Annotated in this window: 23 protein-coding genes; 20 read left to right on the top strand and 3 right to left on the bottom strand. The window is 49.9% G+C overall.

The window, feature by feature from the left end:
* The first annotated feature begins 100 nt into the window (after positions 1 to 100).
* The 12 genes from K0B01_06270 (at position 101) to K0B01_06215 (ending at position 11310) form a co-directional block, all read left to right on the top strand.
* Entirely contained in the window at positions 101 to 484 is a 384-nt protein-coding gene (locus tag K0B01_06270) for an NADH-quinone oxidoreductase subunit A (protein MBW6485740.1), read from the top strand.
* A complete protein-coding gene (locus K0B01_06265; GenBank protein ID MBW6485739.1) occupies positions 457 to 951 on the top strand; it encodes an NADH-quinone oxidoreductase subunit B in 495 nt (164 codons plus the stop codon). The genes K0B01_06270 and K0B01_06265 overlap by 28 nt, the downstream gene beginning before the upstream one ends.
* Complete coding sequence (locus tag K0B01_06260) at positions 945 to 2519, top strand: NADH-quinone oxidoreductase subunit D (protein MBW6485738.1); 1575 nt, start codon at positions 945 to 947, stop codon at positions 2517 to 2519. The genes K0B01_06265 and K0B01_06260 overlap by 7 nt, the downstream gene beginning before the upstream one ends.
* 64 nt (positions 2520 to 2583) lie before the next feature.
* Positions 2584 to 3555, top strand: a complete 972-nt coding sequence (nuoH, locus tag K0B01_06255; GenBank protein MBW6485737.1) for an NADH-quinone oxidoreductase subunit NuoH — start codon at positions 2584 to 2586, stop codon at positions 3553 to 3555.
* Positions 3552 to 4007 carry an NADH-quinone oxidoreductase subunit I gene (locus tag K0B01_06250; GenBank protein ID MBW6485736.1) on the top strand — a complete coding sequence of 152 codons (456 nt, stop codon included), beginning with the start codon at positions 3552 to 3554 and terminating at the stop codon, positions 4005 to 4007. The genes nuoH and K0B01_06250 overlap by 4 nt, the downstream gene beginning before the upstream one ends.
* Positions 4004 to 4507, top strand: coding sequence for an NADH-quinone oxidoreductase subunit J (locus K0B01_06245; protein MBW6485735.1), 504 nt, complete (start codon positions 4004 to 4006; stop codon positions 4505 to 4507). Before K0B01_06250 ends, K0B01_06245 begins: the two co-directional genes overlap by 4 nt.
* Complete coding sequence (nuoK, locus tag K0B01_06240) at positions 4504 to 4827, top strand: NADH-quinone oxidoreductase subunit NuoK (protein ID MBW6485734.1); 324 nt, start codon at positions 4504 to 4506, stop codon at positions 4825 to 4827. The genes K0B01_06245 and nuoK overlap by 4 nt, the downstream gene beginning before the upstream one ends.
* A 3-nt stretch (positions 4828 to 4830) precedes the next feature.
* Complete coding sequence (locus K0B01_06235; GenBank protein ID MBW6485733.1) at positions 4831 to 6300, top strand: monovalent cation/H+ antiporter subunit D family protein; 1470 nt, start codon at positions 4831 to 4833, stop codon at positions 6298 to 6300.
* Positions 6301 to 6375: 75 nt separating this feature from the next.
* Positions 6376 to 6624 carry a hypothetical protein gene (locus tag K0B01_06230; GenBank protein ID MBW6485732.1) on the top strand — a complete coding sequence of 83 codons (249 nt, stop codon included), beginning with the start codon at positions 6376 to 6378 and terminating at the stop codon, positions 6622 to 6624.
* The gene (locus tag K0B01_06225; protein MBW6485731.1) at positions 6617 to 8374 is read left to right on the top strand and encodes a Na(+)/H(+) antiporter subunit D; all 1758 of its coding nucleotides are present in this window, start codon (positions 6617 to 6619) and stop codon (positions 8372 to 8374) included. Before K0B01_06230 ends, K0B01_06225 begins: the two co-directional genes overlap by 8 nt.
* Positions 8375 to 8427: 53 nt before the next feature.
* Positions 8428 to 9912 carry an NADH-quinone oxidoreductase subunit M gene (locus K0B01_06220; protein ID MBW6485730.1) on the top strand — a complete coding sequence of 495 codons (1485 nt, stop codon included), beginning with the start codon at positions 8428 to 8430 and terminating at the stop codon, positions 9910 to 9912.
* A gap of 12 nt (positions 9913 to 9924) precedes the next feature.
* Positions 9925 to 11310, top strand: coding sequence for an NADH-quinone oxidoreductase subunit N (locus K0B01_06215; GenBank protein ID MBW6485729.1), 1386 nt, complete (start codon positions 9925 to 9927; stop codon positions 11308 to 11310).
* Between the two features lie 15 nt (positions 11311 to 11325).
* Here K0B01_06215 and K0B01_06210 read toward each other — a convergent pair whose 3' ends face one another.
* A complete protein-coding gene (locus K0B01_06210; protein ID MBW6485728.1) occupies positions 11326 to 11931 on the bottom strand; it encodes a TetR/AcrR family transcriptional regulator in 606 nt (201 codons plus the stop codon).
* A gap of 141 nt (positions 11932 to 12072) precedes the next feature.
* On the opposite strand from K0B01_06210, the gene K0B01_06205 reads away from it, so the two are divergent.
* The 8 genes from K0B01_06205 to K0B01_06170 all read left to right on the top strand — a co-directional run bounded on the left by K0B01_06205 (position 12073) and on the right by K0B01_06170 (position 22331).
* Complete coding sequence (locus K0B01_06205; protein MBW6485727.1) at positions 12073 to 13767, top strand: PAS domain S-box protein; 1695 nt, start codon at positions 12073 to 12075, stop codon at positions 13765 to 13767.
* Positions 13768 to 13793: 26 nt separating this feature from the next.
* On the top strand, positions 13794 to 15182 hold the full coding sequence (locus tag K0B01_06200) for a sigma-54 dependent transcriptional regulator (protein MBW6485726.1): 1389 nt from the start codon (positions 13794 to 13796) through the stop codon (positions 15180 to 15182).
* A gap of 211 nt (positions 15183 to 15393) precedes the next feature.
* Positions 15394 to 16593, top strand: a complete 1200-nt coding sequence (locus K0B01_06195; GenBank protein MBW6485725.1) for an ABC transporter substrate-binding protein — start codon at positions 15394 to 15396, stop codon at positions 16591 to 16593.
* Between the two features lie 67 nt (positions 16594 to 16660).
* Entirely contained in the window at positions 16661 to 17488 is an 828-nt protein-coding gene (locus K0B01_06190) for an ABC transporter ATP-binding protein (GenBank protein MBW6485724.1), read from the top strand.
* A 55-nt stretch (positions 17489 to 17543) separates the two neighbouring features.
* Complete coding sequence (locus tag K0B01_06185; GenBank protein MBW6485723.1) at positions 17544 to 19472, top strand: AMP-binding protein; 1929 nt, start codon at positions 17544 to 17546, stop codon at positions 19470 to 19472.
* Between the two features lie 92 nt (positions 19473 to 19564).
* Complete coding sequence (locus tag K0B01_06180; protein MBW6485722.1) at positions 19565 to 20443, top strand: branched-chain amino acid ABC transporter permease; 879 nt, start codon at positions 19565 to 19567, stop codon at positions 20441 to 20443.
* A gap of 6 nt (positions 20444 to 20449) precedes the next feature.
* Entirely contained in the window at positions 20450 to 21520 is a 1071-nt protein-coding gene (locus tag K0B01_06175) for a branched-chain amino acid ABC transporter permease (GenBank protein ID MBW6485721.1), read from the top strand.
* Positions 21521 to 21530: 10 nt separating this feature from the next.
* Positions 21531 to 22331: an ABC transporter ATP-binding protein gene (locus K0B01_06170; protein MBW6485720.1), complete on the top strand. Its 801-nt coding sequence runs from the start codon at positions 21531 to 21533 to the stop codon at positions 22329 to 22331.
* Here the strand turns inward: K0B01_06170 and recJ are convergent.
* Both recJ and rpmB read right to left on the bottom strand, forming a co-directional pair.
* The gene (recJ, locus tag K0B01_06165; GenBank protein ID MBW6485719.1) at positions 22328 to 24064 is read right to left on the bottom strand and encodes a single-stranded-DNA-specific exonuclease RecJ; all 1737 of its coding nucleotides are present in this window, start codon (positions 24062 to 24064) and stop codon (positions 22328 to 22330) included. The two genes, K0B01_06170 and recJ, sit on opposite strands and share 4 nt — an antisense overlap.
* 109 nt (positions 24065 to 24173) lie before the next feature.
* The gene (gene rpmB, locus K0B01_06160) at positions 24174 to 24371 is read right to left on the bottom strand and encodes a 50S ribosomal protein L28 (GenBank protein ID MBW6485718.1); all 198 of its coding nucleotides are present in this window, start codon (positions 24369 to 24371) and stop codon (positions 24174 to 24176) included.
* Positions 24372 to 24430 lie beyond the last annotated feature (59 nt).

Genomic DNA, 24430 nt, shown 5'->3' with positions numbered 1-24430 from the left:
GAAAAAAATCTTGACAACGAATGGCATCATTGTTAAAGAGCGCCAAGTTCAGTGAGCCGTTGAGCGGTTCAGATGCAGCTTGATTGGAATTGAGTTTTATATGACTAATTTAGAAGACTTTACACCAGTAGCCATTTTCAGCCTCGTTGCAGTATTATTTGCGCTTTTTTCCATCATTCTCCCCCACCTTCTTGCTTCGAAAACCAGGGGCAAAAATACCCATAATACGTACGAATGCGGGATCCCTCCCTTCGGCAGCGCCCGGATAAAATACGGCATCCATTATTATGTTTACGCGCTTATCTTTATTGCCTTTGATGTTGACGTTCTCTATCTTTTCCCCGTTGCGCTAAGTTATGCCAAGGGAGAGAGGATTCATGAATTTTACGCATTGCTTTCCTTTGTTGTAATTCTTGCCTTGGCTGTTGTTTATGCCTGGGGGAAAGGGGTGTTTACCTGGAAAAGGAAAATCTCCCACCTGTAAGTTTTGCGGTTTTGGACAAGGTGCTCGATCTGGCAAGGGCGAATTCTCTGTGGCCGGTGACCTTCGGACTCGCCTGTTGCGCAATAGAGATGATGTCTGCCGCGATGGCCCGTTTTGATATTGACCGGTTCGGAGCGGGTGTTTTCAGACCCTCCCCCCGCCAGGCCGATTTGATGATCGTCTCAGGCACGGTAACGAAGAAGATGGCGCCCGTCTTAGTCACCCTTTATGACCAGATGCCTTCGCCGAAATGGGTGATTGCGATGGGCAATTGCGCCATTTCCGGCGGCCCGTTTGTTTTCGAGGGGCAGTATAACTTGATCGAGGGAGTTGATAAACTTGTTCCGGTAGATGTATATGTTCCTGGCTGTCCGCCGCGGCCGGAAGGGCTGCTCGAAGGTTTTCTGAAACTCGAGGAAAAGATAACAGGGAAAAGAAGATTCCCGGGACCGGTAGAGCGATGGTAGATAAAACAAAAGCTGAGCTGCAGGCGGCATTTGCCGATCTGACGATAATCGAGGAAAGCTATCCCCAATGCGGCTATCACCTTTCGGTAGATTTAAAGGCGAAAGACATCCTGGAGGTGGCGGGTTTTTTTGATGAACGGCATTTTTATCTCGCCGTTGAGCTTGGCGTTGACTACAAAGACTATCTCGAGCTTGTCTATATTTTCAGCATTCACTCCTCCCTCTGCAAGGTAAAGGTTACCCTGAAGCTCGATCCCTCCCAGCCTGCGGCTCCGACGCTTTCAAAAATTTATGCCTGCGCTTACTGGTATGAACGGGAGATCCACGAGTTTTACGGTGTTCGTTTCGAAGGTCACCCGGGGCTGACCTACCTGTTCCTGCATGACGGAATTGATTTCTATCCGTTGCGCAAAGAGAAAATACCGGTCTCCGAGAAGGACAGGCAAGAGCTGAATTCATATTCTCCGGCGCTGCGGGATGACTCGTTATTTATTAATATGGGCCCCCAGCATCCGAGCACGCACGGCGTTTTGCGGGTTGTCCTGAAAATGGATGGCGAGTATATCGAGGATGCTTATCCGGTACTCGGTTATCTGCACCGGATGCAGGAGAAGATGGCGGAAAACCGCTCCTATTACCAGTTTCTTCCCAACACCGGGCGGATGGACTATCTGGGGGCGATGTCGTTTAACCTGGGATATGTTACGGCCGTCGAGCGACTGGCCGGGATTGACGTCCCGGCGCGCGCCCATTACGTGCGGGTAATTGCCACGGAATTAAACAGAATTTGCAGCCATCTCCTGTGGATAGGCGCCTATCTTGCAGATCTGGGAGGGCTTTCTCCGTTTCTCTACGCCTTCGATGACAGGGAGAATATCCAGGATGTTTTGGAGGCCGTCACCGGCTCCCGGCTGACCTACTGCTATTTCCGCTTCGGCGGCCTTTACAACGATGTGGATGATGCCTTCATTTTGGGGACAAAGGCTGTCATTGCCCGCATGCGGGGGCGTTTTGCGCTGTATGAGAAGCTCGTCGGGGGCAATGTCATATTTATCAACCGCACCAGGGGCATAGGCGTCATCGAAAAGGAAAGGGCGCGAAAATACGCCGTCTGCGGCCCAGTTTTACGCGGCGCCGGTATCGGCATGGATTTACGGAAAAAGGAGCCCTATGCGGCTTATCCGGAAATTGATTTTGAGGTTCCCATCGGAACAAATGGCGATGCCCTTGACATGTACCATATCCGGATCAAGGAAATGGAGACATCCCTGAACATCATCGAGCAGGCGATAGAGAGGCTCCCGGACGGGCCCTTCATAGTTGAAAAGGCCCCGAAGAAGCTCAAGCCGCGCAAGGGGGATCTCTATCATGTTGTTGAAACCCCCCGCGGCGAGTTGGGAATCTACATAGTCAGCGATGAAAGCGACAAGCCCTACCGGATGAAATGGCGGGTTCCCTCTTTTTCCAATCTTATGATCTTCCCCGAGTTGGCGAAAGGCAACCTGCTGTCCGATGCCGTTGCGATTTTGGGCAGCCTTGACCTGGTAATCCCGGAAATAGACCGGTAAGAAAACCCGTCTCAAGAAGACAGGTTATATATGTGATGGCCAAATGGAACAGATAGTGAAGATTATGAGCATTGATCTGCGATTTTTCGATCTGGAAATTGTAAAGATTGCGGTCGGCCTCCTCGCCGCGTTTGTCTTTGTCGTTTTTAACGCCCTGATCCTGACCTGGGCTGAAAGAAAAGTGGCGGGGCACATGCAGCTCCGGATCGGTCCCAAAGAGGTCGGCCCGTACGGTCTTATCCAGCCGCTTGCCGACGCGTTGAAGCTCCTCGGCAAGGAGATCCTTACCCCGCGCAATGTGGACAAACCCATCTTTTACCTCGGCCCGATCATGATTTTCATTCCGGTCTTGGTCGCCTTTGTGGTAATTCCGTTCGATTCCTTCCTGCAGGTGAAGGATATAAATGTGGGGATTCTCGTCATTCTCGCCTTTTCCTCTTTTACGGTACTTGCCATTCTGATGGCCGGGTGGGGATCCAACAACAAATATTCGCTGATTGGGGCGATCAGAAGCATCGCCCAGAGCGTCGCCTATGAGATTCCGCTTTTGCTGTCGCTTTTGGCAGTGGTCATGATGGCCAACTCCCTGTCGCTCAAGGATGTTGTGGAGGCGCAAAAGGGCATCTGGTTCGTCGTTCTGCAGCCGGTTGCCTTTGTCATCTATTTTATTGCGAGTGTTGCGGAGACCAACCGTACCCCGTTCGATTTACCGGAGGCGGAAAGCGAGCTGGTTGCCGGGTATCACACGGAATATTCGGGGATGATGTTTGCGCTTTTTTTCCTCGCGGAATACACGAATATGTTCATCGTCAGCGCTATTACCGTCACCTTTTTTCTGGGCGGCTACCAGGGGCCCTTTCTGCCGGGGATTGTCTGGTTTCTCTTAAAATCGTACTTCCTTGTCTTCGTCATGATGTGGTTCCGCTGGACGTTTCCCCGGGTCAGGTTTGATCAGTTGTTGAATATATCATGGAAGGCGCTCATTCCCCTGGCCTTTTTAAATCTGCTCGTAACAGGAGGGCTTTTGAAGCTATGACTGTAACGCCTGCTTCTTTTATAAAAGGTACGGTTTCGCTGGCCGCGGGAATGGGGGTAACGCTCAAATCCTTCTTTCAGCCGGTGGTGACCTCTCAATATCCGCGTGAGGTTCTTGAGATCACGCCCCGGTTTCGCGGTCATATAAAGCTCCTTGCCAGTCCTGAAAACCCGCTGGAAAATATGTGCATCGCCTGTGGGATCTGCGTCCGCAACTGTCCCTCGGGATCGATAAAAAAGGTGGATGGGGAGAAAAGGGAAGGGGAAAAACGCAAAAGAGTAACTGTGTACATGCTTGATTTTACAACCTGCAGCCAGTGCGGAATCTGTGTCGAGAGCTGCCCGTCGAAGGCCATCGGTTTTTCGGGAGATTTCAACATTGCGGGGTTAAAAAGGGAAGATTTCTATTTCGATCTGGTGAAGGAATTCGATAAAAGGAAAAAGGCATCATGAGCATCGGGGAGAGCATATTCCTTTTCGCCGTCGCGGTGACGATGGCAGGGGCCTTGACGGCCGTCTTTGCAAGTTCCATAGTCTATGCGATGCTGGGTCTGATTACCGCCATGTTCGGCGTGGCTGGGCTTTATATCTATCTAAACAGCGCCTTTCTGGCGATGATGCAGATTTTGATCTATGTCGGGGCAATCTCCATTCTTATTGCCTTTGCAATTATGCTGCTGGGTCAATATTCCAGGAAATCTCACGATTTCAAGGCTGTCGGAAAATTGCTTTCGGCGCTTGTCATCGCCTTGGTTTCGGTTGTCATGTTCATCCGGTTTGTTTTGACAAATCTGCCGGGCAAAACGGCGCCGAATTTTCTGATGACGACTAAGGATGTGGGCCGTGCGTTTACCGACACGCTGATTCTGCCGTTTGAGTTGATCTCGCTTTTGCTGGTTGTTGCCATTATCGGGGCGGTTATGCTCTCCCTTAATTCGCGGGGTGACAAATGAGCAATTTACTTTACAATAACTCCAACATCTATCTGTTTGTCGCCGTTTTTATGCTGTTTTGCGGGATTGCCGGCCTTCTTTACCGACGAACGCTGATCGGGATGCTGGTTTCGATGGAACTGATCATGAACGGCGCGGGGTTAAATATCGTTGCGATCAATCGGTTCATCGTTCCGGAAAACCCCTATGGATTGGCATTCACGCTTATTATAATGGGAATAGCCGCCGCGGAATCGGCTATTGCGCTGAGCATCATCATCATCATTGCAAAGCGCTATCAGCATATCGAGGGTGGAGATATGAAGGAGCTGAAGTACTGACCTATGGTTATCGATAGCGCATTACCGCTTTTACCGATCGGCATTGTTTTTGCGACTGCCATTCTGATCATGGTTTTCCGCAAGACCCCGAATATCAGGGAATTCTGGTCGATAGCCGGGGCCGTTCTGACCTTTGCGGCCGTTATGGGAATGGTTCCGATTGTCTGGAACGGCGGGGTGATCACCTACACCCTTTCGGCGATTGCTCCCGGTATTTCCCTGAATTTCCGGGTGGACGCCCTGTCGCTTATCTTCGGCATCATCTCCTCGTTTCTCTGGATCTTCGCATCCATCTACAACATCGGCTACATGCGAACCCTCAAGGAACATGCACAGTCCCGTTATTACACATGTTTTGCCGCGGCAATCCTGGGAGCCCAGGGGGTGTCTTATGCGGGCGGCCTGTTTACCCTCTATCTCTTTTATGAGGTTATCAGTCTCTTTACCTATCCGCTCGTGGCCCACCATCAGGACGCAGAAGGCTATGCCGGGGCGAAGAAATATCTTGTCTATCTCGTCGGGACATCGAAGGGTTTTTTGTTGCCGGCTGTCATTCTCACCTACATAATGACCGGTACGCTTGATTTTGCCGACAATATCCACACGGGGATATTTCCCGCCGGTTCAGACGGCATCTGGATTACCGTCACTTATATCCTTTTCATCGCCGGTTTTGCCAAGGCGGCGATCATGCCCCTGCACAACTGGCTCCCCTCCGCAATGGTCGCTCCGACGCCGGTCAGCGCCCTTTTGCATGCGGTGGCCGTTGTGAAGGCAGGGGTGTTCTGCATTTCCCGGGTCATGCTGTCCACGTTCGGGACGAAGATCCTCAACGATTTGGGGATCGGCATTGTCACCGCGTATGTCGTTTCCTTTACGATCCTGGCGGCCTCCATTATCGCCCTTACCAAAGACGACCTCAAGGCAAGGCTCGCCTATTCAACGGTGAGCCAGTTGTCGTACATTATCCTGGGGGTGGCGCTTCTCGACAACACCGGCGTTCTGGGCGGGGTCATCCATATTGTCAATCACGGGTTCAGCAAGATTACCCTCTTTTTCTGCGCCGGCGCGATCTTCGTTGCCCATAACAAGAGGAAGATCAGCGATATGGCGGGCATTGGCTATGCCATGCCTTTTACGATGGGTGCTTTCGCCCTTGCCTCCCTCAGCATGATCGGCGTGCCGCCTGTTTCCGGATTTGTGACGAAGTGGTATCTCTTGAACGGCGCCTTGGAGATAAGCAACATCCCCATCGTTGTCGTTTTGTTGGCGAGCAGCATTTTGAACGCCGGGTATTTTGTGCCGATTACGATCAAGGCCTTTTTCCAGGGGAAAAAGGAGAACTGGACCACCTCCGGCATCAAGGAAGCCCCGCTGACGATGGTTGTGCCGCTCGTGCTGACAGCGCTGATCTCGGTTCTGCTGGGGTTTTATCCGGATTTTTTTGTCAAGCTTATCAGTAATTTGTTTTAGCCCTGTTAAAAAGAGCCTGGTCAGCATGCAGCATTTTAAAAAGATTGTCATTCTCAAGGGTGCAAGAGGCGTTTTATGAATATACTTAAAATAATAGAGTATTTACTGGCAAGGGCCGAACTCCTGAAGAAATTGTTTTTCGGGTTCCTTGTTGTGCTGGTCATTTTCGACGTGCTGCTGCCGAGGGAACACGTCCATTTCTTCGTTGATAAAATCCCGGCCTTCTGGACCTTGTTTACAATAATCGGTGGTTATCTGCTGGTCCGCTTCAGCAAGGGACTGGCCCATACGATTCTTGGCAAAAAAGAGGATTTTTATGAATAACTGGATCCATCCGGCAATATTCTATTTTATTGGGGCCCTGTTCCTGCCGTTTCTCCGGGGCAAGCTCAAGAAGGTCTTTATTCTGTTAATCCCCACTGCGGCAATAATATCCGTTGCCCTGACCAATTACGGCAACTACGGGGCGTATAATTTTCTCGGTGTTGCCGGTCTCTTCGGCCGGGTTGACAAACTCAGCATGGTATTTGCCTGGGTGTTTGTGATCATGTCCTTTCTTGGCGCGCTTTATGCCCTGCACCGAAACGAAGATGGTCATCATATCGCCGGGTTCTATTATGTGGGCGGTTCGCTCGGGGCGGTCTTTGCCGGCGACTACCTGACCCTTTTCATCTTCTGGGAGGCGATGGCCTTTTCCTCCGTCTTTTTGATCTGGTATGGTAAACGTCCGCAATCGGATGCTGCCGGTTATCGTTATCTGCTCTTCCACGTCTTCGGGGGTTTGCTCCTTTTTGCGGGGATGATGTTCTACTACACAAAAACCGGAAGCTTTGCCTTTAACGCCATCCCCCCCGCCGGCGCCTCGTGGCCGGAGTATCTGATCCTTGCCGGTTTTGCCCTCAATGCCGCCGTGATTCCGCTGCATGCCTGGCTGCCGGACGCCTATCCGGAGGCAAGCGTTGAAGGGGCCGTGTTTCTGTGCGCATTTACTACCAAGACCGCGGTTTATGTTCTGGCCCGGGGATTTTCGGGCTTTGAGATTCTTGCCATTCTGGGAACGGCGATGACGGTCTTCGGCGTTGTTTACGCGATTATCGAAAACGACATCCGGCGCGTCCTGGCTTACCATATCATAAGCCAGGTCGGGTACATGGTGGCCGGCGTGGGCATTGGAACGATGCTGGCGGTAAACGGCGCGGCCGCTCACGCCTTTGCCCATATCCTTTACAAGGCGCTGCTCTTCATGGGCGCCGGCGCGGTGCTCTACATGACGGGAACCTCAAAAATGACCCAACTGGGCGGGATGTACAAGTACATGCCGCTTACCATGATATTTTACGTCATCGGCGCGATCTCGATTTCCGGGTTTCCCTTTTTCAGCGGCTTTGTCAGCAAATCGATGATCATCGCCGCGGCTCATCACGAGGGCAGAATCTGGCTGGTGCAGCTGCTTAATCTTGCCGGGATTGGAACATTCCTCTCGGTGGGGCTGAAGGTTACCTATTTCACCTTTTTCGGGAAGGAAGCGGGAAACCACCAGGCTGCCCACGAGCCCCCGGCCAACATGCTGTGGGCGATGGGGCTCACCTCACTTTTGTGCTTTCTTATCGGAACTTTTCCGCAGACCTTTTATCAACTGCTGCCTTTTTCCGCAGATTTCAATCCGTACAACGCCTCCCATCTTTCCGAGATGATGCAGATTCTCTCCTTTACCGGGCTTGTTTTTTATCTGCTGGTGAAGAAGCTTTCCCCTGACGCCAAGCTCAACCTCGATATTGATTATTTTTACCGCAAGGCAACGCTGCTTTTCATAAAATTCGACGAGAAGGTAATCGCTCCGATTGATTCCTTCTGGGGCGAGCTTTACCGAACGCTGGGCTTGAGGTCCCTTTTCGGCACGGCCTCCCTGTCTTACACATTTGATCAGAAGGCCATAGACGGGGTAGTTGACGGCACAGCCTACTCGGTCGTGGGGGTTGCTTCCCTGGTTAAAAAATTGCAAACCGGGAGGGTGCAGACGTACATTGGTCTTTCCCTTTTACTCTTTTTTGCGATTCTCTGGGCCGTTTTATAGAAAAATAGCCGACGTTATTTTTTAATAAGCTGTTGTTTTAAGGAAGAGAAATTATGTTGCCATACCTGACAATGAATCCGTTTGGATTTCCGGTTTTATCAACCACGATCTTCCTGCCGCTTGCAGGAGTGCTCTTCACCCTCTTTATGCGCAGCGACAGAATGATCAAGGTCGCCTCCTTCATTACGACGCTCTTGACGCTGGCGGTTTCGGTATTTCTCTTTGCCAATTTCGACATCAAGACCCCCATTTTCCAGTTTGGGGAAAATATCTCCTGGATTGCTGCCTACAAGATCAATTACACGCTGGGGGTTGACGGTATTTCGATCATGCTGGTTTTGCTTACGACAATTATCTCGCCGATTGCCGTGCTATCCTCATGGAAGGCGATTCAGACGCGGGTGAAGGAGTTCATGATTGCAATTTTGATCATGGAGACGGCCCTGATCGGGGTTTTCTGCGCCCTTGACTTCATCCTCTTTTATTTCTTCTGGGAGGCGATGCTGATCCCGATGTATCTGCTCATTGCGATCTGGGGTGGGCCGAACAAGGACTATGCGTCGCTGAAGTTTTTCATCTACACGCTCTTCGGGAGCGTTTTTCTGCTGGTGGCCATCATTGCGATTTATTTAGTAAACGGCAGCTTCAGCATCCCCGAGGCGATGTTCAGAAATTACAGCTTTCAGTTTCAGTTCTGGGTCTTTCTGGCCTTCGGCATCGCCTTCGCGATCAAGGTGCCGATGTTTCCGTTTCATACTTGGCTCCCTGCTGCGCATACCGAGGCCCCGACCGTCGGCAGCGTTTTTCTCGCCAGTATTCTCTTGAAAATGGGTACATACGGTTTTATGCGTTTCTGCCTGCCGATTGTGCCGCAGGCAAGCTTTTACTTTGCCCCGCTGATGATCGTTTTGTCGCTGATCGGCATCATCTATGGGGGCTTCGTCTGTCTGAGTCAAACTGACATGAAGAAGCTGGTCGCCTATTCCAGTGTTGCCCACATGGGTTTCGTCATCCTCGGGATCTTCACGTTTTCGATTTACGGCTTCATCGGCTCTCTCTTCCAGATGCTCAACCACGGGATCACGACCGGCGGGCTTTTCCTGCTGGTCGGCATTGTCTATGAACGCACCCACAGCCGGCAGATTTACGATAATGCCGGTCTGGGGAAGATTATGCCGATTTACATGTTCTTTTTCGGCCTCTTCGCCGTTTCCTCGTTCGCGTTTCCGGGGACGAACAGTTTTGTCGGCGAGCTGTATGTACTGATTGGAACCTTTGCCACAAACCGGATCGCCGGCTTCTTTGCCATTGTCGGGGCGGTCATTGCCGCCGCCTATATGCTGAAACTGTTGAAGCAGATAGCCTGGGGGAGGGAAGACAAACGGGATATCAGGGATATGAACTTGCGGGAAATAATCTATATGCTGCCGCTTGCCGTGTTTGTGCTTTGGGTGGGGATCTTTCCCCGTCCTTTCGTCAATGTAATGGAATACACGCTGGTAAATCTTGCCATGCAACTCGATAAAGTTTCCCATTAAGGGGTTGATCCAATGACGCTGCTGCCTGAAATTTACATACTTTCCTTTTCCGTATTGTTTCTTTTCCTGTCGCTGGGAAAGGGGAGGCGATCGCTGTTTGTGCCGGCCCGGGTGCTGGCCGTCGGGGGAGTGGCTGCTGCGCTCTTTTCCCTGAATGCAGAGGGCCTTCTTTTTGTCGGCGCCTACCGGGTAGATGGTTTTTCGCAGATTTTCAAGTTAGTTCTGACCATTGGCCTGGCTTTGGTAATCTTCATGTTCAACAAGGAAGATGAAGTGGAAAAAATGCCGGAGTTTTTCATGTTTCTGGGTCTTTCCACCCTCGGCCTCTCCATCCTCGTCAGTTCCGTTGAACTTATCTCGATTCTGATCAGTCTGGAGATATCCTCCTTCAGCCTTTATGCGATCGTGCCGCTGCGCCGCACCAAGACGACAGCTCATCTGGAAGCGGCCATCAAGTACTTGTTTTTCGGTGCTATTTCCACAGGCATCATGCTGTATGGCATGGGGTATCTCTACGGGATGGCTCATTCGACCTATCTTGCCGATATTGTCGCCCAGATGCCGTCTTTCGGCGACAGGCCGCTTGCCATCCTCGCGATTATCCTGACGATGAGTGCCTTTTTCTTCAAACTTTCGCTGTTTCCCCTCCATTTCTGGGCGCCGGACATCTATGAAGGGGCGTCCGACGCAACGACGGCGTTTATCGCCACCGTGCCGAAGGTTGCCGGCGCCGCGCTCTTGATCAGACTGACGATGCTGGCGGGCCTGCCTTTGACCCAACTGACCATGCTGCTAATGGTGCTTGCCGCCTTTTCGATGACCCTCGGCAATCTGGTGGGGCTGGTTCAGCAGGACCTCAAAAGGCTGGTTGCCTATTCCGGGATTGCCCATGCAGGCTACCTGATGCTCGGCCTTTTGTCGTTCAATAAAGCGGGAAACGCCGCAGTAGCTTATTATATAACCGTTTATCTGATCATGAATCTGGCTTTGTTCTATGTGATGATGCTGCTTTCCAGAAACGGGGAGAACCTGAAGATTGCCGATTTGGGCGGGCTGGCCCGCCGGGCGCCGCTTTTGGCGTTTACGCTGGCGGTGGCCGCTTTTTCGCTGGCGGGCATTCCGCCGACCGGCGGTTTTACCGGCAAGTTTTTTCTCTTTGTTACGGCATTCAGGGCCGGGCACCTGCCCATCGTCATTATTGCCGCAGTGAATACCGTAATTTCCGTCTTCTATTATCTGAATCTCGTTCGCATTAGCTATTCGCGGGAAATAAAAGATGAAACACCTTTGAGACTGTCCTTTTCTGAAAAAGCGCTTTGCTGGCTCTTCAGCCTTGCCATCATTCTTCTGGGCTTGCTGCCTTTGAATGTTTTAGAGATGTTCAGCCAGGTTATGTAGTTTCAGGCTCCCCGATTATTGACTGACAAATTTCACCGTAATGACTTTTGCCACCTTCTTGATGTGTTCCCGTACCGCATTTTGATCCCGTCCGGGGTAGTTGTTGAAAGTAATCAGCACCCCGTGCAGCGCGGCAAAAAAGGCGTGGGATAATATTCTTACCGGCTCCGGCATTTCCATTTTGCGAAACATGACGTCAAACTGATCGAATATCCCGCGTTCGGCTACGTTCAGCCTTTCGATCATCTCCGGCGTCAGCGACCCGTCGAGCATGAAGTGGGTCATCATGCGAAAATACTGATCGTGCGTAAGCAGGTAATCGAGATAGGTTTCGGCAACCTTGTCGATATCTCCCGTTTCGCTTCGGGAGACAATCTCCGTAAGAAACGCGATGATCTCGCCGGCGCCGCGTAGGAAGGCCTCGATGAACAGGGATTGCTGATCCGGGAAATAACGGTAAATGGCGGCATGGGAGATTCCCGCCTCCCGGGCGATGTCGCGAATGCTGACCTTATTGAAGGGCTTGATGGCAAAGGCCCGCTCGGCAGCGGTGATGATTGCTTCCTGCCGCGCCCGTTTCTCGCCGTTTTTCAAGCCCGCAAAGGAGCTGTTTTCTTTCATTCTCCCACCATTCAATTGATACGATATTTCCCCGATCGAAGATTAAGGTTCATAATTTGTAAGGTTGACTTTTCCACGAACTGAACGTATTGAAAGAGAAAAATATTTAACCTGTGAAATATCTTATCACACAACGGGGACATGGACGATAAATATTTACAAAAAGATAATATAACAAAGCGAATTCGTTTACTCATCCTCTCCCGCTTATTTATCGTCACGTTTATTCTGGGGATAGCCGCTTTCGCCAAGGTAAATGCGGGCGGTGAAATTTCCGATATCTACAGATCAGCTCTTTTCATTACGATAATATCCGTTTACATTGCTTCCATTGGATTCTTTCTCGTTTTCCACTATCTCCGGAATGTTTTAACAAATATTTACATTCAAGGCATCGCTGATGTAATTGCCATAACGGCAATGGTTTTCGCGACCGGGGGAATTAACAGTTTATATTCGGTTTTCTATCCTCTTGTTATAATTTACACTGTTACATTTCTTGGCCGGGGGGGAGGGTTGCTTATCGCCTCCGCATCTGCCATATTTTATGGTTTTCTTGCTGTTCTGGAGTATTACTCTTTGATTGTCCCGGCTGTGCTTACACCTTTTGATATTCATCAACCGAATGCCGGCTATGTTTTGGCAAGGGTTTTAACCCATATCACATCCTTCTATTTTACCGCATTCCTGTCAATATTTGTTGTCGATCAGGAGAAAAAGACAAAGGCACTGCTTGCCGAAAAACAGGATGCCTTCACCAGGCTCGACATCCTTCATAGAAGCATCATTGAGTCTATCGACGCGGGCATTATGACTGTCAATCCGGGAGGGCGGATAAAGTCTTTCAACCGCTCTGCGTCGAAGATAACCGGCTTTGATTTAAGTGAAGTGGAAAACCAAAGACTTGCCGATATATTCCCGGATTTTTTTGATTTTTTACAGAAGCAAAAGCAGGGCGCCAGCAACCCCCCTTTTTTGACCCGTTTTGAAGGGGTATTTAATACAAGCAAGGGAAAAAAGTTAAAGCTTGGCGCTTCGCTTTCACCGCTTCGCGATCCGCAAGGCCGAATTATCGGAGAGATTATCATCTTTGAGGATATTGCGGAGATTATCGATATGCGGGAATCTCTGGAAAAAAGCCGCCGTCAGGCCTTTACCGGCGAGGTTGCCGCCAATCTTGCCCATGAGATACGCAATCCCCTCGCCGCTATTGGCGGCTCGATACAGCTGCTGCTCGAGGATACCCCCTTTGACCATGTCAACCAGAAACTATTTGACATAATTATGAGGGGAAAGGAGCAATTGGAGAGTTTCCTGAAAGACTTTTTATTGCTGGCAAGACCCGCTCCGGGTATTTGCGAGGAGGTTGAGCTGCAAAAAACAATCATCGATGTTATTGATTCACTTCGTCTTGTTCCTGATTGGCGCCAAGAGTTAAGACTTGACCTCCGACTGCCGGAAGCCCCGTTATTGATCAATGTGAATAAAACAGAGATCAGACAGGTTCTCTGGAATCTGACTCTGAACGCTCTTCAGGCGATGCCTGCAGGTGGAGTTTTGACCATCGAGGTTGCGTTGTGCCGGAAGAACGACGCCGATGCCGTCCAAATAAGGATCAGCGATGACGGTTGCGGCATTGATAAAATTGACCTACGGCGGATCTTTGAACCTTTTTATACGACAAGGGAAGTGGGCACTGGTCTGGGATTGGCGGTAGTCAGTCGGATAATTGAAAACTGGCAGGGGACGATAACGGTGGAAAGTGAATCAGGAAAGGGGACAACGTTTGCAATAACGTTTCCTCCTGCGCGTTCGTGCCCGGGAACAGCGATGTGATATTGGAAGGGAACAAGCTTATGGCAATGGAAAAAATACTCGTCGTTGATGATGAGCAAGGCATGCGGGAACTTCTCGAGATCATGCTTGTCCGGGAGGGATACAGGGTTGCAACGGCGGCAGACGCAACCAAAGCTCTGCAGCGCTGCCGCAAGGAGGTCTTTGATCTGATTATCACGGACCTCAAAATGCCCAAGGTTGACGGATTAACCTTTCTGCGGGAGGCAAAGAAAATTTGTCCCGGCGTCATGGTGATCCTGATCACTGCGTACGCCTCGGCGGAAACGGCGCTCGCGGCGATGAAGGAAGGCGTTTACGACTACCTCGAAAAGGATTTTGCGATCGATGATTTGAAAAGAATCATCCGCAATGCTCTGAATAACAAAGGAGAAAAACAGAAGGATCTCCTTTTCCTGAAGGAAGTCGGCCAGCAGGTGCGCTTTGGAGAAATGATCGGGAAAAGCAGCGAGATGCTCAAAATATACGCAACCATCAGAAAGATTGCGCAAACCCTCACAAATATTCTGATTCTCGGAGAAAGCGGCACAGGCAAGGAGCTTGTGGCAAGGGCAATCCATGACAACAGTCCCCGCAACGGAATGCCTTTTGTAGTGATCAATTGCGGAGGGATACCGGAAAATCTTCTGGAGAGCGAACTATTCGGTTATTGCAAAGGCGCTTTCACCGGAGCTTTCACAGATAAGCAGGGGCTTTTTGAGTTTGCCAGGGGGGGAACAATTTTTCTCGACGAGGTAGCGGAACTCTCCACGTTTCTCCAGGTTAAACTCCTCAGGGTTGTTCAGGAAAAAACCTTTCGCCGGATTGGCGGTTCTGAAGACATTAGCGTAGATGTGCGCATTATTTCCGCCACCAACAAAAATCTTGCTGAAATGGTCAAAGCCGAGAAATTCCGGGAGGATTTGTACTACAGGCTAAATGTGATCCCGCTTTTTTTGCCTCCTCTCCGGGAGAGGAAGGAAGACATCCCCGTTCTCAGCAATTACTTTATCGAAAAATATTCAAAAGAGTTGGGAAAAGACGTAAAAACTATCTCAACCTATGCAATGGAACTGCTGCTTGGGTATCAATTCCCCGGCAATATACGCGAGTTGAAGAATATCATAGAACGCAGCGTGGCTCTGGAGACATCCAACATCATATTGCCGGATAATTTGATTCTTTCCGATGGTATAGGGGGGATAAACAGCGTAACGTCCTCGCTCGGCGTTGCCGATGGCGCGGTGAATCTCAATGAGGAACTGGCGAGATGTGAAAAAAATCTGATCGAAAAGGCTCTCAAACAAGCGAATGGGGCAAAGAGCAAGGCCGCGGATTTATTAGGAATAACCTATGATTCCCTTCATTATCGCTGTGAAAAACTGGGGATATCGCCATCAATGATAAAATTTGCTTGACATCCCGTAGTTCATGCTTTATAAAGTCCGCACACAGACACGAGAAAAACACTCCAAAGAAATTTAGCTTCAAACAAAAACGGTATATTGTTTTTTAGTTAGGCAGAGCCATGGGCAAGGGTCGTTGGCTTCCCACGGACAATTGGTTGTCCACTAAGGCAACGGTTTGTCGGGGGGAAATTTTTTTTGTGATTAAAAGGAGGGCTTGAACATGAATTTATTTAAAAGAGGGTTTCTGGTTGGCATCCTTGCCATTTCTTTTTTGTGGCCGGGGATGGCGTTTTCGGAGTCTATCAAGGTAGGCGCCGCTATCAATTTGACTGGTCCGGCATCGAGCTGGGGAAAATTTCACGCTAAAGGACAGCAGGATTATTTTCGTTATGTAAATGAAGTAAAAGGCGGCGTTAACGGCAAAAAGATTGAAATGATCCTTGTGGATACAGCTTATAAGGTTCCCGAGGCGGTGGCCGCGGTTAGAAAGTTTGCCGTTCAGGACAAGGTTGACATGATCGCCACCTGGGGGACAGGGGAAGGGCTCGCCGCCAAACCGGTCATTCAGAATTACAAGATACCTACCATTAATTATTCAACCGGGTGGGAGATACTGGAAGCGCCGATAGAATATATGTACCTGCCTTTTGGCAGTTACCGCCTGGATTCCGAGGCCGTTCTTGATTACATCATGGCTGTCCACAAAGGTAAGGAACCGCCGAAGGTCGGGCTTCTCACCTACAACAATGCCTACGGACGCTCCATTCATAAGCCCACCAAGGAATATGCCGCCAAAAAGAAGATAAATATTGTCGCAATCGAGGAATTCCCGGCGAAAACTGTTGATCTTTCAACGGAACTGCTGCGGCTCCAGAAAGCCGGCGCTGAATACATCTTTATCCAGATGCTGCCGGCGGCAATAATAACCGCCCTGCGCAGCGCAGACAGAATAAACTACAATCCGCCATTTATCGGTACATGGACCTCAACCGATCCCGATTTCTTCAAAATGGGGCAGGGACTGATCAGAGACCGCCTGAAAATGCAGTTCCCCGGCTGCCTGCCTGGCGATAACAATAAGGGAATAGCGCTTATGCAGGATTTGATCAAACGATACAAGACAGTCGATAAATTTGATAACGCCTACTGGGAAGGGGTTGTCATCGGCAGCATCATGGAGCGGGCGATGGTCCGGGCGGACGAAAAATTCAAGGCCGTCAACAGCAAAACCATCAACAGTGCGATGGAATCCTTTAAAAATGAGGATTTTGGCGGATTGATTCCTGCTGTCACGTACTCACCTTCCAATCACGAGGCCTCGTTCAGCGGTCGTATGGTTTCGATTAATGAAGATGGTTCGTACACCCCTTTGACGAACTTCTACGTTCCGGGGAAGGAGAACGTAAAGCTCCTTAAGTAGTACAAGGTAGGCGTCGCTTCCACACAGCGGTTATTTGAATGCAGGTGAAACGGGGGAAAACAGGCAGATGAAGGCGTTCAGGGGACAGCCGTCCATTTACGAAAACACAAAAAACGCCAGACGACCGGCGGAAGTTGAAATTAGGGGGCTGTCCCTTTCCTTTGGAGGCGTCAGGGCCTTGACAAATGTTGATTTGACGGTGAAGAGCGGTGAGCTCTTCGCCGTCATCGGCCCTAATGGCGCAGGAAAAACCAGCCTGATGAACTGCATTACCGGCTTCTATCATCCGGAAGCAGGCAAGATCATTTACAATGGAAAACAAATTGAAAATTTACATCCCCATCAGTTGGTAAAAATCGGCATTGGCAGAACCTTTCAGAATATTGAATTGTTTCCCGGAATGACCGTCATTTCCAATCTTTTTCTTGCCCGGCACATTCACTACCATTATGGTTTTTTACCGGCCTGCTTTTTTTTGAAATCGGTACGTCAAGAGGAGATTGCCCATCGGCGCATTCTAGAGGAGATCATTGATTTTCTGGAAATCCAGTCCGTTCGCAACAAACCGGTTGGTTCGCTGCCGTACGGAATGATGAAGCGCATCGAGCTGGGAAGGGCGCTTGCCCTCCAGCCTGATCTGCTGGTGCTTGACGAACCTTTTGCGGGAATGAATCTTGAGGAAAAAGAGGATATGGTGCGTTTTCTGCTTGAGCTTAACCGGGCTTGGGGGCAAACCATGATTCTCGTTGAGCACGATATGGCAATTGTCATGAGCATTGCCAAAAGGATTGCCGTGCTCAATTTTGGAGAAAAGCTGGCAGAGGGAACTCCCGGTGAAATTGTCAAACACCCGGAGGTGATCAAGGCATACCTCGGTGATGATAAAATTCTCTAAAATCGAAGATTAATGTTCATAAATCGCAGATTAATGTTCATAAAGGGGAAAATTTTTGAGCTTCGACAGCAACGAGCAAAATGAAGATTTTCGGGGAACTATCCCGCAGCTCCTGGCTTCACAGGCTGAAAGTATTATTGGAGACCAGGCCGCCATCAGGGAAAAAGCTTACGGCATTTGGGATGTTTACAGTTGGAAAGCTTACCTCGGCTACGTAAAGAAAATTGGGCTTGGCCTGATCGCGATCGGATTTAAACGGGGCGATGTGGTGGGGCTCATCACGGACAATCATTCGGAATGGCTGTTTGCCGAAGCGGGGACACAGGCGGTGGGCGGCATCAGCCTGAATTTATTCACCTCGGCTGTCTCGGCGGAACTTGCTATTGCTTTGAACCGGGTCAGCGCCGCTTTTGTCTTTGCCGAAAATCAGGAACAGGTTGACAAGCTCTTGGAGAGCCGCGATAAACTGAGCCATGTCAAAAATGTCATCTACATTGATCCTACGGGAATGCGCTCCTACGATGACAATCCTTGGATCATTTCCTACCGTGAGCTGCTTGCGCAAGGCGAAAAACTCGATTACGAGCGCACGGAGCTTTTCCATGAAGAGCTGAAAAAGGGCAGGGGCGATGAAACAGCCCTGATGATTCAGACGTCAGGGACAACAGGGGTTCCCAAGATGGCGATGCTGTCGCATCAGAATATCATCACGATCGGCAAAATGTGGACCACGGCGATAGATATAAAACCAGGCGAAAACTGGCTTTCAATGTCGCCGCCGGCATGGATTGTCGATCAAATGTGGGCCTTTGGCGTAGCGCTTTACTCGGGAATGACTATGAATTTCCCGGAAATGCCGGAGACGGTGGTGGATGATTTCCGGGAGATCGGGCCATCCCGCATAATCACGGCATCGCGTTTCTGGGAGGACATGGCGTCGAAGATTCGCGTCAAGATGGGGGATGCAGGGTTCATCAAGCGCCATTTCTTCAACCAGGCAGAACGAGTGGGACGTTTGATGGAAAGCGCCCGCATGCAGAAAAAAAACCCCTCATTTTTTTTGAGTTTCCTGCACAAACTATCCTCGATAATTATTTATCGTCGTCTTCTCGACCGCGTGGGGTGTGCGAACTTTCTTGGCGCCTATACCGGCGGTCATCCTATCAGCCCGGATGTTATAATTTTTTTTCGTTCCTTCGGTCTTAATTTGAAGCAGTGCTATGGTTTGACCGAGTCCGGAGGAATCTTTCAGATTCAGCCGGATGACGAAGTGAAACCGGAAACGGTCGGCAAGCCGCTACCCGGCGTCGAAATAAAAATTGATGAAAATCAGGAAGTGCTGATTCGCAGCGGTTCCACCTTTCAGGGATATTATCAGAATGAGCAGGCGACCGCGGCTGCCTTCCTGGATGGCTGGTTGCGGACCGGCGACGCCGGTTATCTCGATCAGGATGGTCATCTGTTGATCATCGGTCGTAAGGAAGAGGTTATCCGCAACAAGAGCGGCGAAGCCTTTTCCCCTGATTTCATTGAAACAAGGCTGAAATTCAGCCCCTTTATCAAAGAGGCCGTTATCTTCGGCGAGGGGCGACCGTTTTTGACGGCGTTGATCAACATCGATCTCGGCAACACCGGGAGCTGGGCGGAAAAAAGAATGATCCCCTACACAACTTATATCGATCTTTCTCAGCAGCCGCCCGTGGAAGAGTTGATCCTCTCCGAAGTCCGCACCGTCAATCAGCAATTGCCGGATGTTATGAAAATCAACAAATTCATTCTACTTTATAAGCTGCTGGATGCCGATGATGAGGAATTGACCAGAACCGGCAAGGTGCGCCGCCACTTTGTTAGTGAATCGTATAACACCTTGATAGAGGGCATGTACTCAGACAAAAGCGAGATTCCGATCAAGGGAAAAATACGCTATCGCGATGGGCAGGTAGGCGAGATAGATACAATCGTGCGGGTTATGACTGCATTATAAGAAACCAGCCGTCCGTTTATAAACTCAAATCTACGATTTGATAGTTTCCAAAAAACGATTTTCAAGACACTGCAGGGTTAGGGAGGGTTAAAGTGGATTTCTTTTTGCAGTTGCTCATCGGAGGTCTTTCCGTCGGTTTCGTCTATGGACTTTCCGCGATGGGGTTTGTAATGATCTTCAAATCGTCAAGCGTTTTGAACTTTGCGCATGGCGAATTGCTCGCACTGGGCGGTTATTTCTTTCTGATCTTCATCACGGTTGTCAAGCTGCCGGTTATTCTCGCTTTTATCTTTACGCTTGTTGCCTGCTTTATTACCGGAATCCTGATTGAAAGGGTTTTTCTCCGGCCCTTGATTGGCGAGAAACTGATCTTTGTCATTATGCTGACGGTTGGTCTGGCGGCAATGTTCAAAGGGATAATTCTGCTTATCTGGGGAGGGAATCTTTACACATACCCCAATTTTCTTCCGGAGGCGATGGGCTTTAGGTTAGGGGTGGTCAGCATCCCGCCTGTTTATGTGGCGACTTTTGGGATAGGCATCTTCTTTTTGATAATCTTCGGTCTTTTCTTTAAATTTTCCTCACAGGGAATTTACATGCGCTCTGTTGCCGACAACCAGCGGGCTGCCCTTTCTCTCGGCGTCAATGTAAGACGCGTTTTTGCCCTTTCCTGGGCGATAGCCGCCCTTGTAGCCGGGATGAGCGGCATAGTGCTGGGAATCATCAACGGCGTCAATGTTCACGATCTGTCTGCCTTGGGTTTAAAGGTGTTTCCGGTAATCATTCTGGGAGGGCTTGACAGCATCGGCGGCGCGATTGTCGGCGGCCTGATAATTGGTCTTTTGGAGACGTTTACCGGGGGATATATCTCCCCCTCGTTGCGCGATGTTGTGCCTTATATCATCCTGGTGCTTATTCTGCTGATCAAGCCATACGGTTTGTTCGGGTTAAAAGAAATCGAACGGGTCTAAAAAAAGATGAAAAAAATCCAGTTACATCCCTGCGGCAACTTCAACGAGTCTTATGACCGGGAGCTTACAATCTTTTCTACCGACTTCGGCAGGATTTGGGCCATAGTCGGGATTATCTTGCTTTTATCCGTGCCGCTGATGCCGCTCAGCCCTTATCTTATTTATGTGATGAATATCACCGGAATAGCGGCAATTTCAGTAATCGGCTTGAATCTGCTGACCGGTTTTACCGGACAGATATCGCTCGGCCACGGGGCGTTCTTCGGTGTCGGCGCTTATGCCGGGGCGATTCTGGCGACCAGGCTTAATCTGCCGATATTTATCACTATCCCTGCCGCCGGATTGATAACCGCCGGGGTGGGCATGATTTTCGGCGTGCCCTCCGGACGTCTCAAGGGACTGTATTTGACTATTGCCACCTTGGCCGGTCAGTTTATAATCGAGTATGTACTGGTGCATTGGGAATATATGACAAAGGGAACGATGGGAATCACGATGCCAATGCCCGTGTTCTTCGGATTCACCATCCAGGGGGATATTCCCTTTTATTATATAATTTTCCCGCTGCTCGCCTTGATGCTGTGGATCGCCGTCAATCTGATCCGCACGCGTTTTGGGAGAGCGTGGATTGCGATCAGGGATAACGACCGGGCGGCGGAAGGAATGGGAATTCCCATTTTCCCTTACAAGGTCTTTGCGTTTGCCGTCAGCTCTTTTTATGCCGGTTTTGCCGGCGCCCTTTGGGCGTATTATATGGGCAGCATCACGACTGAACCGTTCAATCTCTCACTTTCCGTGGAGTATCTGGCGATGGTGATTATCGGCGGCTTGGGAAGCATTTCCGGTTCCATTTTTGGCGCCGTGTTCATTACAGTGCTAAACGAGCTACTGCGGTTTATGACCGATTCCCTGATGAACAGCGCAATCGTCACGCAACTGGGTCTGAGCCTGGCGCCTCTGCGGGAATTTTTTTACGGGGTTGCCATCGTTCTCTTTATTCTGTTTGAACCGCGCGGATTAGCGGAGGTGTGGCGAATCGTTCGCTCCAACTTCCGCCTCTGGCCTTTCCCTTACTGAAGGTTTTTAAATGGCACAAAAATTATTGCAGCTCAACAACATTTCAGTTGTTTACTCGGACGTAATCCAGGTTCTCAAGGGTGTCTCGCTGTCGGTTGAGCAGGGTCAGATTGTCTCCCTACTGGGAAGCAACGGGGCAGGCAAGACGACAACCCTGAAGGCAATATCGGGACTTCTGAAGCCGGAAAACGGAATGGTAACGGAGGGGGCGATTCTTTATAAGGAGCGTCCGATGCATAACAAATCTCCGGAAGAAATCACCCGAAACGGCATTATCCAGGTATTAGAAGGGAGACAACCGTTCAAGTATTTAACAATAGAAGAAAATCTCCGCGTGGGAACGGCGACAAGATCAGGGAAGCCATACCAGGAAGACCTCGACAAGGTTTATAATTATTTCCCCGCCTTAAGTACGATGCGCAAAAGACTCGCCGGTTACTGCAGCGGCGGAGAATTGCAGATGCTCGTTATTGGACGGGGGCTCATGGCACATCCGGAATTGCTGCTTCTGGACGAACCCTCCCTTGGTTTGGCGCCGATCCTTGTACGGGAAATCTTCGGCATCATAAAAAGGATAAACGAAGAAGAGGGAACCACTATCATCCTTGTTGAACAAAACGCCCAGATGGCCCTCCAGATTGCCCATTACGGCTACGTAATGGAAAATGGCAAGATTGTTATGGAGGGCTCCGCGGAGGCCGTCCGTGAAAACCCGGATATCAAGGAATTCTATCTGGGAATGTCGGTAACAGGGGATGCCAAATCTTATGACGAGGTAAAATCCTACCGGCGTAGAAAAAGATGGCTTTAGTTTTTTTTGACTTGCGCGTCTTTCATTATCAATTGGATGTTTTCCCCTCCGTTCCAGTCATTGATTTTTGGGGTAAAGACAATATCGAGCATAGCTTGGCTGATTATGGGGAGGTACTGGCCCTTGTTGAACCAGATAGAGTCCCGGGAGATGCCGTTATTGCTCACGCGCATTTTTAAATGGTTGTTTCCGACAATTGCCAAAGAAGAAACGCTGACATTTCTGGCCAAGAGGATCGGTTCCTGATTGCCGCTGCCAAAAGGGGCCAGCATCTGAATTTGTTCAAGCAGTTCATGGTTTACGTCGGTAAGCAGGCACTGGGCGTCAATTGCGGTGCCGGAGGCGAATTCCTGTTCCGGACAGCTGTCGTTGATAATTTCACCCAACTGCTTTGTGAACGGGGCTATATTTTCTTCCTCGATCAGGATGCCTGCCGCATAGCGATGGCCTCCGTAGGCCAGTAGATGCGATTCACAACGCTTGATTCCCTCGAAGAGATTAAAATCTGCGGCGCTGCGTCCCGAGCCCTTGCCCAATCCATCTTTGATGCTGATAAGTATCGCCGGTCGGCCAAAACGATCCGCCAGTTTTGAGGCGACAATCCCGATCACGCCTGGATGCCAGTCCGGAGAGGAGAAAACCATTGGTTCATTATCCCCGGAAGTTGCGGCTTTTGAAACGGTTTCCAGCAGTTGAGCGAAAATCGCCCTTTCCAGCAACTGTCTTTTTTTGTTAAAATTTTCGAGTTTTTGCGCGAGAATGAAAGCCTCTCCCGAGTTTTCGGAAAGGAGCAGTTCAACGGCATTTGCCGCCGACGAAACCCTGCCCGCCGCATTAATCCGGGGGATGAGGGTATAGGATGCCCTGCTTGCCTCTATCGGCTTTCCCTCCAGTCCGCATACCATTTTCAGCGCGCGTATCCCAATTCTTGATCCCTGCGATATCAGTTCCATGCCTATTTTAGCGAATATCCTGTTTTCATCGACCAGCGGAACAACATCGCCAATGGTGCCCAACGCAACGAGATCAAGATAGCCCCGCAGATTAGGGCATTTGCCGTTGCTCCAGAACCCCTCGCTGCGCAAGGCGCCGCGCAGGGCGATCAGGAAATTAAAAACAATGCCGACGGCAGCCAGTTGTTTGAAAGGAAAGTTGCAATCGGCGCGCTTCGGATTGACGATTGCGTCAGCCGGCGGCAGGGATTCCGAGGGTTCATGGTGATCGAGGACAATAACGTCGATGCCCAGCTCTTTGGCGAGCGCTATTTCCTCATGATTTGCCATGCCGCAATCAACGGTAACAATAAGCCCCACCCCTTCGGAGTGGAATCGTTTAACGGAGGCCATGTTAAGACCATATCCCTCCGCCACCCTGTCCGGTATGTAGAAACTTGCATTGCCATGTATTTCGCTAATAAAACGCAAAAGCACAGCGACCGAGGTTATTCCGTCTGCGTCGTAATCGCCAAAAACGACGATTTTTTTCTTTTGCTGGAAAGCGGTGATAAAACACTCAACGGCCTTTTTCATGTCCCGCATTAAAAAAGGATTATGAAGGTCGTGAAGGGAAGGGGACAGGTAACGTCTGATTTCATCAGGGGTGCCGATGTCGCGATTGATAATGATCCCGGAAACGATAGGGCTTATTCCCAGAGCCCGAACGAGCAGATACTGAGCTTCTCTGTTTTCTTCCCGCAATTGCCAGCGGGTTATCGGGAGATCATGAACGGACATTTTACTCCGTTTGAAAAAGCATGATAAACATATCGGTAAAATAACCGAGAAAGGCCGGGGCAACTATAATAAAGTCCCCCCGGCCTTTTGTGGTTCTTGAATGATATTCTTAAACAATTTTTTTGACAAAACCGGACCGGATGCAGCGGGTACAAACCTTAACCTGCTTGACCCCTCCCGATTTATCGTCAACGCAACGGATTTTCTGGAGGTTTGGTTGCCAGACCTTGGAATGCTTGTTATTGGCATGGCTTACCTTATTGCCCTTCAACGACTTCTTCCCACATATTTCACAAACTCTTGACATAGCCGAACTCCTTATTGAAATGTTGAGTGCACTTAAATCATATTGGTCAGGAATGCAAG

This window comes from Syntrophobacterales bacterium, from assembly GCA_019429105.1.
Taxonomy (GTDB): Bacteria; Desulfobacterota; Syntrophia; order Syntrophales; family UBA5619; genus DYTH01.
Note: the sequence above shows the minus strand (reverse complement) of the source record. Positions and strands in the feature narration are given on the sequence as shown.